We start from the raw sequence: 16420 nt of genomic DNA on the forward strand, positions 1-16420 counted from the left end.
GATCCCGCGGATCCAATGGCTTGCGAAAGGCGAGGCGTACGATGAGCAAAGAAGTACTGCTGGTTGTTGAGTCGGTATCCAATGAAAAGGGCGTACCGGCAAACGTGATTTTTGAAGCGCTGGAGCTGGCCCTGGCCACTGCTACCAAAAAGCGTTTTGAAGACGAAGTTGATCTGCGTGTGGAAATCAACCGCCACACCGGTGCCTATGAGACTTTCCGTCGCTGGACGGTCGTCGAAGAAGCCGATCTTGATGATCCGGCCATCGAAACCTGGCCGAGCAAGGTTGCGCAAACGCATCCGGGCGCCCAGGTCGGTGACGTCGTCGAAGAAAAGATCGAGTCGATCGAATTCGGCCGTATTGCTGCACAGACCGCCAAGCAGGTCATCGTGCAGAAGGTTCGCGAAGCCGAGCGCGCTCAAGTCGTTGACGCTTATCGCGAGCGCCTGGGTGAAATCATCTCCGGCACCGTGAAAAAAGTGACCCGCGACAACGTGATCGTCGACCTGGGCAACAACGCCGAAGCGTTGCTGGCTCGCGAAGACATCATTTCTCGCGAAACCTTCCGTGTCGGCGTGCGTCTGCGTGCGCTGCTCAAGGAAATCCGCACCGAGAACCGCGGCCCTCAGCTGATCCTGTCGCGCACCGCGCCGGAAATGCTGATCGAGCTGTTCCGCATCGAAGTGCCGGAAATCGCCGAAGGCCTGATCGAAGTCATGGCTGCGTCCCGCGACCCGGGTTCGCGCGCCAAGATCGCGGTCCGCTCCAAGGACAAACGCATCGACCCGCAAGGTGCTTGCATTGGTATGCGCGGTTCGCGCGTCCAGGCAGTGTCGGGCGAGTTGGGCGGTGAGCGTGTCGACATCGTCCTGTGGGACGATAACCCGGCGCAGTTTGTGATCAACGCCATGTCGCCAGCTGAAGTGGCGGCAATTATTGTTGACGAGGATGCCCATGCAATGGACATCGCCGTTGGCGCAGACAATCTGGCTCAGGCCATTGGTCGTGGTGGTCAGAACGTGCGTCTGGCCAGCCAACTGACCGGCTGGACCCTGAACGTGATGACCGAATCGGACATCCAGGCTAAGCAGCAAGCTGAAACTGGTGACATCCTGCGCAACTTCATCGACGAGCTGGAAGTCGACGAAGACCTGGCGCAGGTGCTGGTAGATGAAGGCTTCACCAGCCTGGAAGAGATTGCCTACGTACCGTTGGAAGAAATGCTCAACATCGACGGCTTTGACGAAGACACCGTCAACGAGCTTCGCGCTCGGGCCAAGGATCGCTTGTTGACTAAAGCCATCGCTACTGAGGAAAAGCTGGCAGACGCCCATCCGGCCGAAGACCTGCTCTCGCTTGAGGGTATGGACAAGGATTTGGCGATGGAACTGGCGGTGCGCGGCGTAATTACCCGCGAAGACCTGGCCGAGCAGTCTATTGACGATCTGCTCGACATCGACGGCATTGACGATGATCGTGCCGGCAAGTTGATCATGGCCGCCCGAGCCCATTGGTTCGAGTAACTAGGCGCGGCCTGAGGAGAGAAGTGCATGACGCAAGTCACGGTGAAACAACTGGCCGATGAGGTCAAAACACCGGTAGAGCGCCTGTTGCAGCAGATGCGTGAGGCAGGTCTGCCGCACACCGCCGCCGATGAAGGTGTGAGCGATAGTGAGAAGCAGTCTTTGCTGACTCACTTGAAGAGCAGCCACAAGGCGAAAGTGGAAGAACCGCGCAAGATTACATTGCAGCGCAAAACCACCAGCACCCTGCGTGTTGCTGGTAGCAAGAGCATCAGCGTTGAAGTACGCAAGAAGAAAGTCTTCGTACAGCGCAGCCCGGAAGAAATCGAAGCCGAGCGCAAACGCGAGCTGGAAGAACGTCGCGCAGTAGAAAATGCTGCTCGTCAGAAGGCTGAAGAAGAAGCCAAGCGTCGCGCCGAAGAAGAAGCGCGTCGCCAGCCTGCTGCTGCGCAACCTGCTGGTACTGAAGCGGTCGCCACGCCTAGCGCTCCTGTAGAAGCTGTGCGTGAGGCCGCTCCGGTTGCCGCCGCACCGGCTCCAGCAGCTGATCGCAAGCGCGACGAACCTCGTCGTCCGGACAAACCACGTGCCGACGACAACAATCGTCGCAGTGGCGGTGGTGATGGCGAGCGTAAAAACGCTCCGCATCGCGCTTCGGTCAAAGAGAAGGCGCCTGCTCCACGCGTTGCCCCACGTACTACCGACGAAGAAAGCGATAGCTTCCGTCGTGGTGGTCGCGGCAAGGCCAAGCTGAAAAAGCGCAACGCCCACGGTTTCCAGAGCCCAACCGGCCCTGTCGTGCGTGATGTGCAGATCGGCGAGACCATTTCTGTTGGCGATCTCGCCAATCAGATGTCGGTCAAGGCAGCTGAAATCATCAAGTTCATGTTCAAACTGGGTACTCCAGCGACCATCAACCAGGTGCTTGATCAGGAAACTGCTCAACTGGTAGCCGAAGAACTGGGCCACAAAGTGACCCTGGTCAGCGACACCGCCCTGGAAGATTCCCTGGCCGAGTCCCTGAAGTTTGAAGGTGAGACGTTCTCCCGTGCGCCAGTTGTGACCGTAATGGGTCACGTTGACCATGGTAAGACCTCGCTGCTCGACTACATCCGTCGTGCCAAGGTAGCTGCTGGCGAAGCCGGCGGTATCACTCAGCACATCGGTGCATACCACGTTGAAACCGAGCGCGGTATGGTCACCTTCCTGGACACCCCTGGCCACGCTGCGTTTACCGCAATGCGTGCTCGTGGTGCCAAGGCGACTGACATCGTGATCCTGGTAGTTGCAGCGGACGACGGCGTGATGCCGCAGACCATTGAAGCTGTTCAGCACGCCAAGGCCGCTGGTGTTCCACTGGTAGTTGCAGTGAACAAAATCGACAAGCCGGGCGCCGATCTCGATCGCATCCGTAGCGAACTGTCGGTGCACGGCGTGACTTCCGAAGAGTGGGGCGGTGATACGCCATTCGTCTCGGTGTCGGCGAAAGTCGGTACTGGCGTAGACGAACTGCTCGAAGCTGTTCTGCTGCAAGCCGAAGTCCTGGAACTCAAAGCAACTCCATCGGCCCCGGGTCGCGGTGTTGTGGTTGAATCGCGTCTCGACAAGGGTCGTGGCCCGGTTGCAACCGTTCTGGTTCAAGACGGTACCCTGCGCCAAGGCGACATGGTCCTGGTCGGTTCGAACTATGGCCGTGTACGTGCCATGCTCGACGAGAACGGCAAGCCAATCAAGGAAGCCGGTCCTTCCATCCCAGTCGAAATTCTCGGCCTGGACGGTACACCGGACGCTGGCGACGAGATGAGCGTGCTGTCTGACGAGAAGAAAGCCCGTGAAGTGGCTCTGTTCCGTCAAGGCAAGTTCCGCGAAGTCAAGCTGGCCCGTGCTCACGCCGGCAAGCTGGAAAACATCTTCGAGAACATGGGCCAGGCAGAGAAGAAGACGCTTAACATCGTCCTCAAATCTGACGTTCGTGGTTCCCTCGAGGCGTTGAACGGCGCCTTGAACGGCCTGGGTAACGACGAAGTGCAAGTGCGCGTTGTCGGTGGCGGTGTCGGTGGTATCACCGAATCCGACGCCAACCTGGCACTGGCTTCCAACGCTGTACTGTTCGGCTTCAACGTGCGTGCCGATGCTGGCGCTCGCAAGATCGTCGAGCAGGAAGGCCTGGACATGCGTTACTACAACGTCATCTACGACATCATCGAAGACGTCAAGAAAGCCCTTACCGGCATGCTTGGCAGCGATGTCCGGGAGAATATCCTGGGTGTTGCCGAGGTGCGTGACGTGTTCCGCTCGCCGAAATTCGGTGCGATCGCCGGTTGCATGGTTATCGAAGGTACTGTGTTCCGTAACCGTCCGATCCGTGTACTGCGTGAAGACATCGTTATCTTCGAAGGCGAGCTGGAATCCCTGCGCCGCTTCAAGGATGACGCTTCCGAAGTACGTGCCGGCATGGAATGCGGTATCGGCGTCAAGAGCTACAACGACGTCAAGGCTGGCGACAAGATCGAAGTCTACGAGAAGGTCCAGGTTGCTCGCAGCCTCTAACTCGCGCACTTCCGGAGCCACGCCGCGTGTGGGCATGCAAATGCCCCGCGCAGCGTACGGACTCTAAACGCAACGCCCGGTCTGGCTTTTGTCAGGCCGGGCGTTTGCCGCTTTCAGACCCCACGGGTTTCACCGTGTGGCAGTAACAGGTAACAAGACATGGCAAAAGAATACAGCCGTACCCAACGTATCGGCGATCAGATGCAGCGTGAGCTGGCCCAACTGATCCGTCGCGAAGTCAAAGACCCGCGCGTTGGCCTGGTCACCATCACCGCCGTTGAAGTGAGCCGTGACGTGGGTCACGCCAAGATCTTCATCACCGTGATGGGGCAGGACAACAGCGAAGAAATCGCGCAAAGCATCAAGGTGCTCAACTCGGCTGCAGGCTTCCTGCGCATGCAGTTGGCCCGTGAAATGAAGCTGCGCAGTGTTCCCCAGTTGCACTTCCACTACGACGAAAGCGTCGTGCGTGGTGCGCACCTGTCGGCATTGATCGAGCGCGCCGTGGCTGAAGACAGCCAGCACCCGTCCACACCTGAAGACGCCAAGGAGTAAGCGGTGGCTCAGGTCAAACGTATCCGTCGCAACGTCAGCGGCATCATTCTGCTCGACAAGCCCATTGGCTTTACCTCCAATGCCGCGCTGCAGAAGGTTCGCTGGCTGCTCAATGCCGAGAAGGCCGGGCACACCGGCAGCCTCGATCCATTGGCCACCGGCGTGCTGCCGTTGTGCTTTGGCGAGGCCACCAAGTTCTCGCAATACCTGCTCGATTCCGACAAGGGTTACGAAACCCTCATGCAACTGGGCAAGACCACCACCACGGCGGATGCCGAAGGTGATGTGCTACAGGTTCGCGACGTGACCGTTGGTCGTGCTGATATCGAGGCCGTTTTACCCGCTTTTCGTGGGCAAATCAGTCAGATACCGCCGATGTACTCGGCGCTCAAGCGTGATGGCCAGCCTCTTTACAAGCTGGCACGTGCGGGCGAAGTAGTGGAGCGCGAACCGCGTTCTGTTACTATTGCGCGGCTTGAATTGCTCGCCAGTGAAGGCGACACCGCACGATTGTCGGTGGACTGCAGCAAAGGCACCTATATTCGTACCCTGGTGGAAGATATCGGTGAGCAACTGGGCTGTGGTGCATACGCAGCAGAGCTGCGACGTACTCAGGCCGGACCTTTCACCCTGGCCCAGACGGTCACGCTGGAAGAGTTGGAAGCGGTACACGCCGAAGGCGGCAATGAAGCAGTTGATCGCTTCCTGATGCCATCGGACAGTGGTTTGCTGGATTGGCCATTGCTGCACTTCTCGGAGCACAGCGCGTTCTACTGGCTCAACGGCCAACCGGTACGTGCCCCGGACGCTCCAAAGTTCGGTATGGTGCGGGTACAGGATCATAACGGTCGCTTTATCGGTATCGGTGAAGTGAGCGAAGACGGGCGCATCGCGCCGCGTCGACTGATTCGGTCAGAATGACCGAACGAGTGTGGCTGTTAACAGGCACGGTCAACACTCATTTTTAGATACAGGGATTTGTCCCTGGCCTGTTGAGACTGCCCTTTGGGTGGTTTCCTGAAAAAAGGATTGCCTCATGGCTCTCGACGTTCAAGAAAAAGCACAAATCGTTGCTGACTATCAGCAAGCTGTTGGTGACACTGGTTCGCCAGAAGTGCAAGTTGCACTGCTGACCCACAACATCAACAAGCTGCAAGGTCACTTCAAGGCCAACGGTAAAGATCACCACTCCCGTCGTGGTCTGATCCGCATGGTAAACCAGCGCCGTAAGCTGCTGGACTACCTGAAAGGCAAGGATCTGGGTCGTTATCAGGCTCTGATCGGTCGCCTGGGTCTGCGTCGCTAATAAGCGATTGCGCTAGAGGTTGGTTGTCTGCCGTGTGTCAGTGGGATTCCCGCTGGCCCATGGCAGGCTCCCAGCCTCAAGTTTTATCTGGATACACGTTTTACCCTGGACGAGCGTCGGGCCGATTCCCGGCATTGCCCAAGAATTTCGCAAGAAGACAAGTTCCCCCAAGAGCCACAAAGAAGGTAGGACACCGTGAACCCGGTTATCAAAAAATTCCAGTTCGGTCAGTCGACCGTTACCCTCGAGACAGGCCGTATCGCCCGTCAAGCCTCCGGCGCAGTGCTGGTTACCGTTGACGACGACGTTACCGTGTTGGTAACCGTTGTTGGCGCCAAGACCGCTGACCCGAGCAAAGGCTTCTTCCCACTTTCCGTTCACTACCAGGAAAAGACTTACGCTGCCGGTAAGATCCCTGGCGGTTTCTTCAAGCGTGAAGGCCGTCCTTCCGAGAAAGAAACCCTGACTTCCCGACTGATCGACCGTCCGATCCGTCCGCTGTTCCCAGAAGGCTTCATGAACGAAGTGCAGGTTGTCTGCACCGTCGTTTCCACCAGCAAGAAGACCGATCCGGACATCGCTGCGATGATCGGTACCTCGGCTGCCCTGGCTATCTCCGGCATTCCTTTCGATGGCCCGATCGGCGCTGCGCGCGTTGCTTTCCACGAAAGCACCGGCTACCTGCTGAACCCGACTTACGAGCAACAGAAAGCGTCGAGCCTGGACATGGTCGTTGCCGGTACTTCTGAAGCCGTATTGATGGTTGAATCGGAAGCCAAAGAGCTGACCGAAGACCAGATGCTGGGCGCCGTACTGTTTGCTCACGACGAGTTCCAGTCCGTGATCAAGGCCGTTAAAGAACTGGCTGCCGAAGCTGCCAAGCCAACATGGGCCTGGGCTCCACAAGCTGAGGCAACTGAACTGCTGGGCGCTATCCGCTCCGAGTTCGGTGCTGCCATCTCCGATGCCTACACCATCACCGTCAAGGCAGACCGTTACGCGCGCCTGGGCGAGCTGAAGGATCAGGTTGTAGCCAAGCTGTCCGGTGAAGAAGGCCAGCCTTCTTCCAGCGAAGTCAAAGCGGCCTTCGGCGAAATCGAATACCGCACCGTTCGCGAAAACATCGTTAACGGCAAGCCACGTATCGACGGTCGCGACACTCGCACCGTACGTCCGCTGAACATCGAAGTCGGCGTTCTGCCGAAGACTCACGGTTCGGCGCTGTTCACCCGTGGCGAAACCCAGGCTCTGGTCGTTGCAACACTGGGTACTGCCCGTGACGCACAACTGCTGGACACCCTGGAAGGCGAGAAAAAAGACCCGTTCATGCTGCACTACAACTTCCCTCCGTTCTCGGTGGGCGAGTGTGGTCGCATGGGTGGCGCTGGTCGTCGCGAAATCGGTCACGGCCGCCTGGCTCGTCGTTCGATCTCCGCAATGCTGCCTGCTGCCGACGTGTTCCCGTACACCATCCGTGTTGTGTCGGAAATCACCGAGTCCAACGGTTCCAGCTCCATGGCTTCCGTGTGCGGTGCTTCCCTGGCGCTGATGGACGCTGGTGTACCGATGAAGGCACCGGTTGCCGGTATCGCCATGGGCCTGGTTAAAGAAGGCGAGAAGTTCGCCATCCTGACCGACATCCTGGGCGACGAAGACCACCTGGGCGACATGGACTTCAAGGTAGCCGGTACCGCTAAAGGTGTTACCGCGCTGCAGATGGACATCAAGATCAAGGGCATCACCGAAGAAATCATGGAAATCGCTCTGGGCCAAGCCCTGGAAGCGCGCCTGAACATCCTCGGTCAGATGAACCAGATCATTGGTCAGTCCCGCACCGAGCTGTCGGAAAATGCTCCGACCATGATCGCGATGAAAATCGACACCGACAAAATCCGTGATGTTATCGGTAAAGGCGGCGCGACCATCCGTGCGATCTGTGAAGAGACCAAGGCTTCGATCGACATCGAAGACGACGGCTCGATCAAGATCTTCGGCGAAACCAAGGAAGCGGCTGAAGCTGCACGTCAGCGCGTTCTGGGCATCACCGCTGAAGCCGAGATCGGCAAGATCTACGTAGGTAAGGTTGAGCGCATCGTCGACTTCGGCGCATTCGTCAACATCCTGCCGGGCAAAGACGGTCTGGTGCATATCTCCATGCTGAGCGACGCTCGCGTTGAGAAAGTCACCGACATTCTCAAAGAAGGCCAGGAAGTGGAAGTGCTGGTACTGGACGTGGACAACCGCGGCCGTATCAAGCTGTCCATCAAGGACGTGGCAGCAGCCAAGGCTTCGGGCGTTTAATTACCCGCTGGCTTTACGCTGAAAAAAAGGACTCTTCGGAGTCCTTTTTTTATGCCCGTAGGAAAGTACCGGGAAATCAGTCGCTTAGTAAATTCCAAAAACCGCAACTTGCATGCAGGCACGATCGACTTCATGCAAGATGCACGATTTCGAAAATTAGCTGTTTTCATAAGTTGTTGTTTATAAAGGATTTAATTCGGATCGGCGACTTGGCACACTGCCTGCAATAACCCTGTTAACGCTGCAGTATCAAGGTTTACGCACTGCAGACTTTTAATAAAACAGGAGTTACTCGTATGAAGAAGTTCGCTCTCGCTACTGCTACCGCTCTGACTCTGGCCATGGGTGCTAACGTAGCCTTTGCTCAGACTTCCCAAGCCCCAATGACCCTGGCGGCCGGTGAAATGACCAAGGCTAAAGAGTCCACTTCGGACACTTGGATCACCACCAAAGTAAAAGCTGATCTGCTGACCGAGAAAGGCATTCCTGGTTCGGACATCAAGGTAGAAACCAACAAAGGCGTGGTTTCCCTGTCCTCCACAGTCGCTATTTCTGACTCGCAGAAAGCCACTGCTGTAGCAATTACCAAGAAAATCAAAGGTGTTAAAGCTGTTTCCGCTGATGGCCTGATGGCTGGCGGCGTAGCTAAAGCCGACAACGTCGACAAAGCCAAGACCAGCACTTCGGACACCTGGATCACCACTAAAGTGAAATCCGATCTGGTTACCGAGAAAGGCATTCCTGGTACCGACATTAAAGTCGAAACCAACCACGGTGTAGTGTCGCTGTCGTCGACTGCTGCTGTGACCCAGGCGCAGAAAGACACCGCAGTTGCGATCACCAAGAAAATCAAAGGCGTTAAATCTGTATCGGCTGATGGTCTGACCGTTCAGTAACGCTACAAGCATCGTCTGAGCTAGACGGCGGCGGCTTAGGGTGAGTTAGATATCCACCCGATGCACCTCTGGAGTTCATGCGACCGACCACACGGATGTGGTCATTACAGGCCCCGGCACTTGTGTTGGGGCCTGTTCTATTCAGGCCTGGAATACACTTGTATGGCGGGTGGAGATAAAACTGTGGGAGCGGGCTTGCTCGCGAATGCGGTGTGTCAGTCACTGGAAATGTGCCTGATATACCGCATTCGCGAGCAAGCCCGCTCCCACATTTAGATATCTTTTAGTTGAATGTTACTCAGCATCCAGATGCATCGGTGTAACGACTCGACCATCTTTCTCTGCCTGCCCAAGGCTGGCGTCAATGAAGTACACCCGGTCATCTTCCAGCTGGCCTTTGTCCACCAGATAGTCCTTGATAGTGCTGGCACGGTCCTGCCCCAATTGACGCAGCAAGACGTCACTGGCGCCCCAGAACTTGATCAAGCCATCACGCAGCTTCGCGGTGCGATCATCGCTGCTCAGGTCTTTCCATTCAGCCGGCGGTTGTTGCTTGAGACGGGTGCGGTAGATGCCTTCGAGCAAGGGCGCTTTTTCCTTCTCCGGCACAACCAGCAAGGAAGCCTGGGCGGGCACTTTGTCGCCGCGACGCTGGAGGATTTTGTAGTAGTTGTACTGGTATTCACGCTCCAGGCGATCTGCGGCGATGAACGGGCCATCGCTGCTGGCGGCTGCCGTGCCTTCAATCTCAAGGCGCAGGGTAGGGCGCTCTTTCAGTGCCTTGGCCAAGGTGTTCAGGGCACCCTCGGCCTCTTTGTTCAGTTCGCTGGAGCCTGCGGCAAACGACACGTTACCCAGGTCTTCCGAGCCGCCACCGCTGACCAGCCCGCCGATAAACTTGAACGGCGCCGTGGCTGCGCGCACCACCAGATTGCGCAGGGTCTGCCACACAATCGGCATGACGCTGAACTGTGGGTTATTCAAGTCGCCGGTTACTGGCAGTTCGATGGAGATCTTGCCGTCAGTATCCTTGAGCAGCGCAATGGCCAAGCGAATCGGTAAATCGACTGCATCGGCACTGTCGACCTTCTCACCCAGTTGCAATTGCTCAACCACCACTTTGTTTTCAGCCTTCAGTTGGCCTTTGGTGATCACGTAGTGCAAATCGAGGTTGAGCCGGCCCTTGCGAATGCGGAAACCCGCGAACTTGCCGGAATATGGGGTCAAGGTGGTCAGTTCGACGCGCTTGAAGCTGGTGGCGATGTCCAGCGCTGCCATCGGGTCAAACGGGTTGACGCTGCCCTTGATCGTCACCGGCGCGTAGCGATCCACCTTACCCTTGATGTCGACGCTGGCCGGCTTGGCCTGGCGACTGTCGATAGTGCCAATCTGCCCGTTGAGTTGCTGGATAGCCGTGGCGAAGTTGGGCGTAAGGCTGAAGTCGGCGAAGTTGGCCGAGCCGTCGTTGATCGCAATCTGCCCAATATGAATACCCAATGGCTTGTCTTTGCTCGCCGCCGGCTTGGCCGCCGACTTGGCGCCACTGTCGGCTGGTTGCGGGATCAGCAAGTCATCGATATTGGTGGTGCGGTCATCGTTGATCATAAAGCGCGCATATGGCTGCAGCAGGTTGACCTTGTCGATCGACAGGCTGTCGCCGTGCTGGTAGTTCACGCCTTCGAGTACCAGACGCTGCCACTTGAGAAAGTCGCGGGTCTTGAGGGTGTCCAGGGTGTGCAACTGGTCGACCTGAGCGCGACCGGTAACCTGCAGCGCCAAGGGCTCGGTGCTTTTAAGGTTCACGTCCAGGTTGCTGCCCAACATGCCGCTGCGCAGTTCGAGGCGGATAAACGGGCTGATATAGGATTGCGCGACCCGCAGGTCAATGTCCTGGGTGTTCACTTTCAACTTGGCGCTGACCGGGTTGAGGTTGACCTCGCCGGTTGCGCTGATTTTGCCTTGCTTGCCCAGGCCGGAGTCGACCTTCAGGGTAAAGGGGCTCTTGTTGAGGCTGTCGAAGTTCTGCATGTCGACATTCAGCGGGCCTAACTCCAATGCAACTGCCGGTTTGGCAGCACGGTCCGCCAGGTGCACTTGATAGTTACGCAGTTGCACGTCCTTGAGCAGCACTTGCCAGGGTTTGCTCGGTGCGGCCGGTGCGGCGTTTGGCGTATCGGCGGTTGCAGGCGCGCTGGCAGGCTTGAGTTCCTTGGCCGGTTTGCTCGGTTGGCTGGCGAACAGTTTCTGCCAATCCAGTTGCCCATCGGCTTCGCGGGCGGCCCAGGTCTCCAGCTTGTTGCTGCGGATCTTGCCGACCACCACTTGCTGTTTGGCCAGATCCACCGTGGTTTCGCTGACGTCCAGGCGTTCCAGGCGCACCAGTGGCCGGCCGTCCGGCGCTTTGATCGCAAAGGGCGCGATGCTCGCGGCGGTGTTGGTCAGGTTCAGTTCGGTTTCTTTGGCCAGGCTGAATTTATACTCGGTGCTGAAGTTCAGCACGCCGTCTTCAAGCACCAGCGGCAGGGCGTCTCGTACATACGGCCACCAGGCTTTCATCTTGCCATCGGTGACTTTCAGGGTGCCTTCGGACGTGATCGGCACCAAGCTGAAATTGCCTTTCCAGTCGATCTGCCCGCCTTCAGGGCCGGCTGCCACCAGGGTCATGTCGGCGTTGTCTTCGGGCAAGGTGCTGAGGTTTTTCAGCTCGAAGTCGAGTTTGTCGTAGAGGAATTCAATCGGCTCGCTGGGGCGCAGGTCGCGAAAGTACACGTAGCCGCCGGCCAGCTTGATGCTGTCGATACGCAGCGGGAACGGCTTGGCATTCGGGTCGGCCGGGGTCGGCTCACTTGGCGGCAGCTTGAAAAGCTGCGCCAGGTTCAACTGGCCGGTTTTGTCGAACAGCACTTCGGTCTTCGGCTGGTCCAGTTGTACGTCGGCCAGGTGCAGCGCGCGCGTCCAGAGACTGTCGATCTGCAAGTTGGCGTACAGGCGCTCGAAACCGACTTGTTCCTTGCCCGGTTCGCCGAGCTTCAGACCCCACAGCGTCAGCTCCAGGCTGAACGGGTTGAGCTCGATGCGCTCAATGCGGGCCGGCACCGTGGCGTAATTGGCCAGTTGTTGGTTGGCAATGCGAAGGGCAATGCCCGGCAGAATCAGAAAACCCAGCAAGCTGTACAGAGCCAGGGCGGTCAACAAGGCGCCAGCGGCGCGGATCAATCCTTTGGGCATGAGTGACGCCATCTATGTAGAACGAGAGTGCCTTGGAGTATGGCACGGGTTTTCGGTTCCGAAGTACTGGGCTCCTTGGGAAAAGTACTACAACTGCAGGATCAGGGTTTTCAACGGTGGCTGTTGATCTTGCGAAGGGAAGTCCGCACCCGGCGTCATGATTTGCCACTCGCGTACCGGGCGGCCGGCTTTTTCGGCGCATCGCAGTACCTGTTCACGCCAGTCATCCATGCTGACTTTTGCCAGGTTGTTGCAGCAGATCAACACACCATTGTCGGCGGTGGCCAGCAGTGCGGGCTTGAGCAGGCTCTGATAGTCGCGCAGCAGGTCGACGGTGCCGAAAGCGCTCTTGGCCCACGCGGGTGGATCGAGCAGCACCAGGTCGAACTGGCGCTGTTCCAGGCGTGGATAGCTGGGCAGCTTCTGCCCGCGCCGTTGGGTGATCGGCAAGCCGGCCAGTTGGCGAATCGCCGGGAAGTAGTCGGACTGCACGAAGCCCATGGTCGTCAATTGCGGGTTGAGCAGACCGTTTTCGCGCCCGACCGCCAGGTTGCCTTCGGCGAAGTCCAGGTTGCACACCTCACGCGCGCCCCCGGCTGCGGCGCTCAAGCCTACGCCACAGGTGTAGGCGAAGAGGTTCAGCACGCTTTTGCCGGCGCTGTGGTCCTTGACCCAGCCACGGGTGTTGCGCAGGTCCAGGAACAGCAGTGGGTCTTGCCCGGCATGGCGCCCGCGTACACGGTAGTTGAGGCCCCATTCGTGGCCGACCTGATCTTCCAATGCCGCAGGCTCAGCACGGTACACCGTGTCTTCACGGTCGATGCGCGAGTTGCCACGGGAGCGGTCGTTGTACACCAGCTGCAGTTCCAGGCCCATGAACTGGTTGACCTGTTGATACAGTTCCAGCAGCTCTTCGGTTTGGAGCGACTGGTGGAAGGTTTGCACCAGTAGTTGCGGGCCGTAACGGTCAATGGTCAAGCCGCCTGCGCCTTCCTGGCTGCCATGGAACAACCGGTAGCAGTCGGTGCCTTGGGCGTGCAGCTCGTTGATCAGGTCTTGGCGATGGTTGAGAGCGGCGCGCAGCGCCTGATTCAAGGGAGTCATGGAGCGCGCCTTGCGGGTAAAAGAGGGCGCGAAGTTTAACAGTTATAGGCGCTGGGCTACATCAACCCCATCCGCCGCTGGGCGCGTTGCACCGAACCATTGCGCATGGCCCAACGCAGCAAGGGCGCGCTGCGCTTGACCCCGGCGCGGATCATTTGGCGTTGCAGCGGGCTCTGATGTTGCTCGAGCATGGCACTTGCCCAATCCGGCAGCAGATCGATACCGGCCTGCATCATCAAGCTGCCAAAGGGCTTGGCCAAGGTGCTGGGCGCGGGCGCATTAACCAGCAGGCGCAGCACTTCGCGGCTGCGGTCGTCGCACAGCAGTTGTGGACGAATGCGCGCCAGATAATCCGAAATTTCCTGCCGTGAACGCGGAACGTGGCGTGCGCCCAATCGCTCGGCCACCAAGGCTATTTCACTGTAGTAGCGGTCCTGATCACAACCCGACAGATGCGGGTTGCGATAACGCAGGTGTGCCGCCAGAAAGTTGCTGACCTCCGCCACGTGTACCCACGTCAGCAGCTCCGGGTCGCTGGCCGCATAGGCTCGCCCATCCGGTGCATGCCCGACCACTTGCAGGTGGATGGTGCGCACCTTTTCAATCAGCCATTCGGCGTCCTGGCGTGAGCCGAACGTGGTGCCGGAAATAAACTGCGACGTGCGGCGCAAGCGCCCGAGCATGTCCTGACGAAAGTTGGAATGGTCCCACACGCCGGCCAGGGCCAGCGGGTGCAAGGCTTGCAGCATCAACGCGCTGATACCGCCGATCAGCATGCTGCTGAAGTCGCCATGCACCTGCCAGCTCACAGAATCCGGCCCGAACAGGCCCGGGTCGCCCTTGGGATTTTCCAGGTCCAACTGGCCGAGTGACAAGCCGGTGAGGCTCATCAGCTGGGTTTCGATGCGGCTGCGGATAAATTCCATGGCGACTCTGGGTGGCTCCTATCGGTTCAGGCGTTTGTCGATCAGGCCGTCTACCACGCTCGGGTCGGCCAGGGTCGAGGTGTCGCCGAGGCTGTCGAGTTCGTTGCAGGCGATTTTGCGCAAAATACGCCGCATGATCTTGCCCGAGCGGGTTTTCGGCAAGGCCGGTGCCCATTGGATCAGTTCCGGCTTGGCAAAGCTGCCGATTTCCTTGCTGACCAGCTCGAGCAGGTGCTTTTTCAGCTCATCGCTGGGCTCGACGCCGTTCATGGGGGTGACAAAGGCATAGATACCCTGGCCTTTGACGTCGTGGGGGTAACCGACCACAGCGGCTTCGGCCACTTGGTCATGCAGCACCAGCGCGCTTTCCACCTCGGCGGTGCCGATGCGGTGGCCGGACACGTTGATCACGTCATCGATACGGCCGGTGATCCAGTAGTCGCCATCTTCATCGCGGCGCGCACCGTCACCGGTGAAGTAGTAGCCGGGGTAGGGTTTGAAATAGGTGTCGAGCATGCGCTGCGGGTCGCCGTAGACGCTACGGATCTGCCCCGGCCAGCTGGCCTTGATAGCGAGCACGCCACTGCCGGCGCCGCTGAACTCCTTGCCGTGTTCATCCAGCAGCACGGGTTGCACGCCAAACATCGGTTGGGTGGCGCAACCGGGTTTGATCCGTTGGGCGCTGACCAGCGGGCTGAGCATGATGCCGCCGGTTTCGGTCTGCCACCAGGTGTCGACAATCGGGCAGCGTTGCTCGCCCACGGCGTTGAAGTACCAATCCCAGGCTTCGGGGTTGATTGGCTCACCGACGCTGCCCAGCAGGCGCAGGCTGGCGCGCGAGGTGTTCTCCAGCGGCCCGTGGCCCTCACGCATCAGCGCACGCAGTGCGGTGGGCGCGGTGTAGAAGATATTCACTTGGTGTTTATCGATGACCTGCCAGAAGCGCGAGCTGTCCGGGTAACTCGGCACGCCTTCGAACATCAGTGACGTCGCACCATTGGCCAGCGGGCCGTACACGATATAGCTGTGGCCGGTGACCCAGCCCACGTCGGCGGTGCACCAGAACACTTCGCCATCACGGTAGTCGAGCACGTACTTGAAGGTCATCGCCGCTTGCAGCAGGTAGCCGCCGGTGGTGTGCAGCACGCCTTTGGGTTTGCCGGTGCTGCCGGAGGTGTAGAGGATAAACAGCGGGTCTTCGGCGTCCATCGGCTCGGGTGGGCAATCAGCACTGGCGGCATCCAGGGCGGCTTGATACTTGAGATCGCGGCCTGCTACCCATTCAAGGTCGGCACCGGTGCGCTCCACCACCAGCACCGTGCTGACGTTCGGGCAACTGGCCAGGGCTTTGTCGACATTCTTTTTCAGCGCCACTGGCTTGCCGCCGCGCACGCCTTCATCGGCGGTGATCACGGTGCGACAGTCGGCATCGAGGATACGGTCGCGCAGGGCGTCCGGAGAAAAGCCGCCGAATACCACCGAGTGCACCGCGCCAATCCGGGTGCAGGCCAGCATGGCGTAGGCGGCTTCCGGGATCATCGGCATGTAGATACACACCCGGTCGCCTTTTTTTACCCCACGGCTTTTCAGCACATTGGCCAGGCGGCTGACGTTCTGGTGGAGTTGGCGGTAGGAGATTTTTGCGGACTTTGCAGGATCGTCGCCTTCCCAAATAAAGGCCGGCTGGTCGGCGCGTTGCTCCAGGTGACGGTCGATGCAGTTGTAGCTGACGTTCAGTTGGCCGCCGGCAAACCACTGGGCGGCGCCGGTGGTGATGTCCGAGTGCTGCACGGTGTGCCAGGGTTTGATCCAGTCGAGAAAGCCCTTGGCCTGTTCGGCCCAGAAAGTATCGGGTTGCTCAATGGATTGGCGATAGAGGCGCTGGTACTCGTCTTGACTGAGCTGCGCGGCCTGGCGGACGGCATCGGCGTTGGGGAATGTGCTGATATCGAACATGAGCGGTCCTTATTCTTGTTTTAGCGACAAGGCATAAAGATGCACGCTGTGGGGAGAGGGTTCAAGGCCAACGTC

At 58.7% G+C, this 16420-nt stretch carries 11 protein-coding genes; 7 read left to right on the forward strand and 4 right to left on the reverse strand.

Annotated features, from left to right (window positions below; genetic code table 11):
- Positions 1-41: 41 nt before the first annotated feature.
- From nusA to FFI16_RS00955, 7 genes are all read left to right on the forward strand, one after another.
- A complete protein-coding gene (gene nusA, locus FFI16_RS00925; RefSeq protein WP_071485563.1) occupies positions 42-1523 on the forward strand; it encodes a transcription termination factor NusA in 1482 nt (493 codons plus the stop codon).
- A 27-nt stretch (positions 1524-1550) separates the two neighbouring features.
- Positions 1551-4073, forward strand: coding sequence for a translation initiation factor IF-2 (gene infB / locus FFI16_RS00930; RefSeq protein WP_138813812.1), 2523 nt, complete (start codon positions 1551-1553; stop codon positions 4071-4073).
- Positions 4074-4232: 159 nt separating this feature from the next.
- The gene (gene rbfA / locus FFI16_RS00935) at positions 4233-4628 is read left to right on the forward strand and encodes a 30S ribosome-binding factor RbfA (RefSeq protein ID WP_003176137.1); all 396 of its coding nucleotides are present in this window, start codon (positions 4233-4235) and stop codon (positions 4626-4628) included.
- Positions 4629-4631: 3 nt separating this feature from the next.
- Entirely contained in the window at positions 4632-5549 is a 918-nt protein-coding gene (truB, locus tag FFI16_RS00940; RefSeq protein ID WP_138813813.1) for a tRNA pseudouridine(55) synthase TruB, read from the forward strand.
- A gap of 115 nt (positions 5550-5664) precedes the next feature.
- Positions 5665-5934 carry a 30S ribosomal protein S15 gene (gene rpsO / locus FFI16_RS00945; RefSeq protein WP_003176135.1) on the forward strand — a complete coding sequence of 90 codons (270 nt, stop codon included), beginning with the start codon at positions 5665-5667 and terminating at the stop codon, positions 5932-5934.
- A 195-nt stretch (positions 5935-6129) separates the two neighbouring features.
- Positions 6130-8235, forward strand: a complete 2106-nt coding sequence (gene pnp / locus FFI16_RS00950) for a polyribonucleotide nucleotidyltransferase (RefSeq protein WP_017139247.1) — start codon at positions 6130-6132, stop codon at positions 8233-8235.
- Positions 8236-8531: 296 nt separating this feature from the next.
- Positions 8532-9131, forward strand: coding sequence for a BON domain-containing protein (locus FFI16_RS00955; RefSeq protein ID WP_138813814.1), 600 nt, complete (start codon positions 8532-8534; stop codon positions 9129-9131).
- A gap of 294 nt (positions 9132-9425) precedes the next feature.
- Here FFI16_RS00955 and FFI16_RS00960 read toward each other — a convergent pair whose 3' ends face one another.
- The 4 genes from FFI16_RS00960 to acs form a co-directional block, all read right to left on the reverse strand.
- On the reverse strand, positions 9426-12359 hold the full coding sequence (locus FFI16_RS00960) for a DUF748 domain-containing protein (protein WP_138813815.1): 2934 nt from the start codon (positions 12357-12359) through the stop codon (positions 9426-9428).
- Positions 12360-12446: 87 nt separating this feature from the next.
- Positions 12447-13463, reverse strand: a complete 1017-nt coding sequence (locus FFI16_RS00965) for a class I SAM-dependent rRNA methyltransferase (protein ID WP_138813816.1) — start codon at positions 13461-13463, stop codon at positions 12447-12449.
- A gap of 56 nt (positions 13464-13519) precedes the next feature.
- Positions 13520-14389, reverse strand: a complete 870-nt coding sequence (locus FFI16_RS00970; RefSeq protein WP_138813817.1) for an oxygenase MpaB family protein — start codon at positions 14387-14389, stop codon at positions 13520-13522.
- Between the two features lie 18 nt (positions 14390-14407).
- Entirely contained in the window at positions 14408-16345 is a 1938-nt protein-coding gene (acs, locus tag FFI16_RS00975) for an acetate--CoA ligase (protein ID WP_138813818.1), read from the reverse strand.
- Positions 16346-16420 lie beyond the last annotated feature (75 nt).

The sequence above is a fragment of the Pseudomonas sp. KBS0710 genome (genome assembly GCF_005938045.2).
GTDB lineage: Bacteria > Pseudomonadota > Gammaproteobacteria > Pseudomonadales > Pseudomonadaceae > Aquipseudomonas.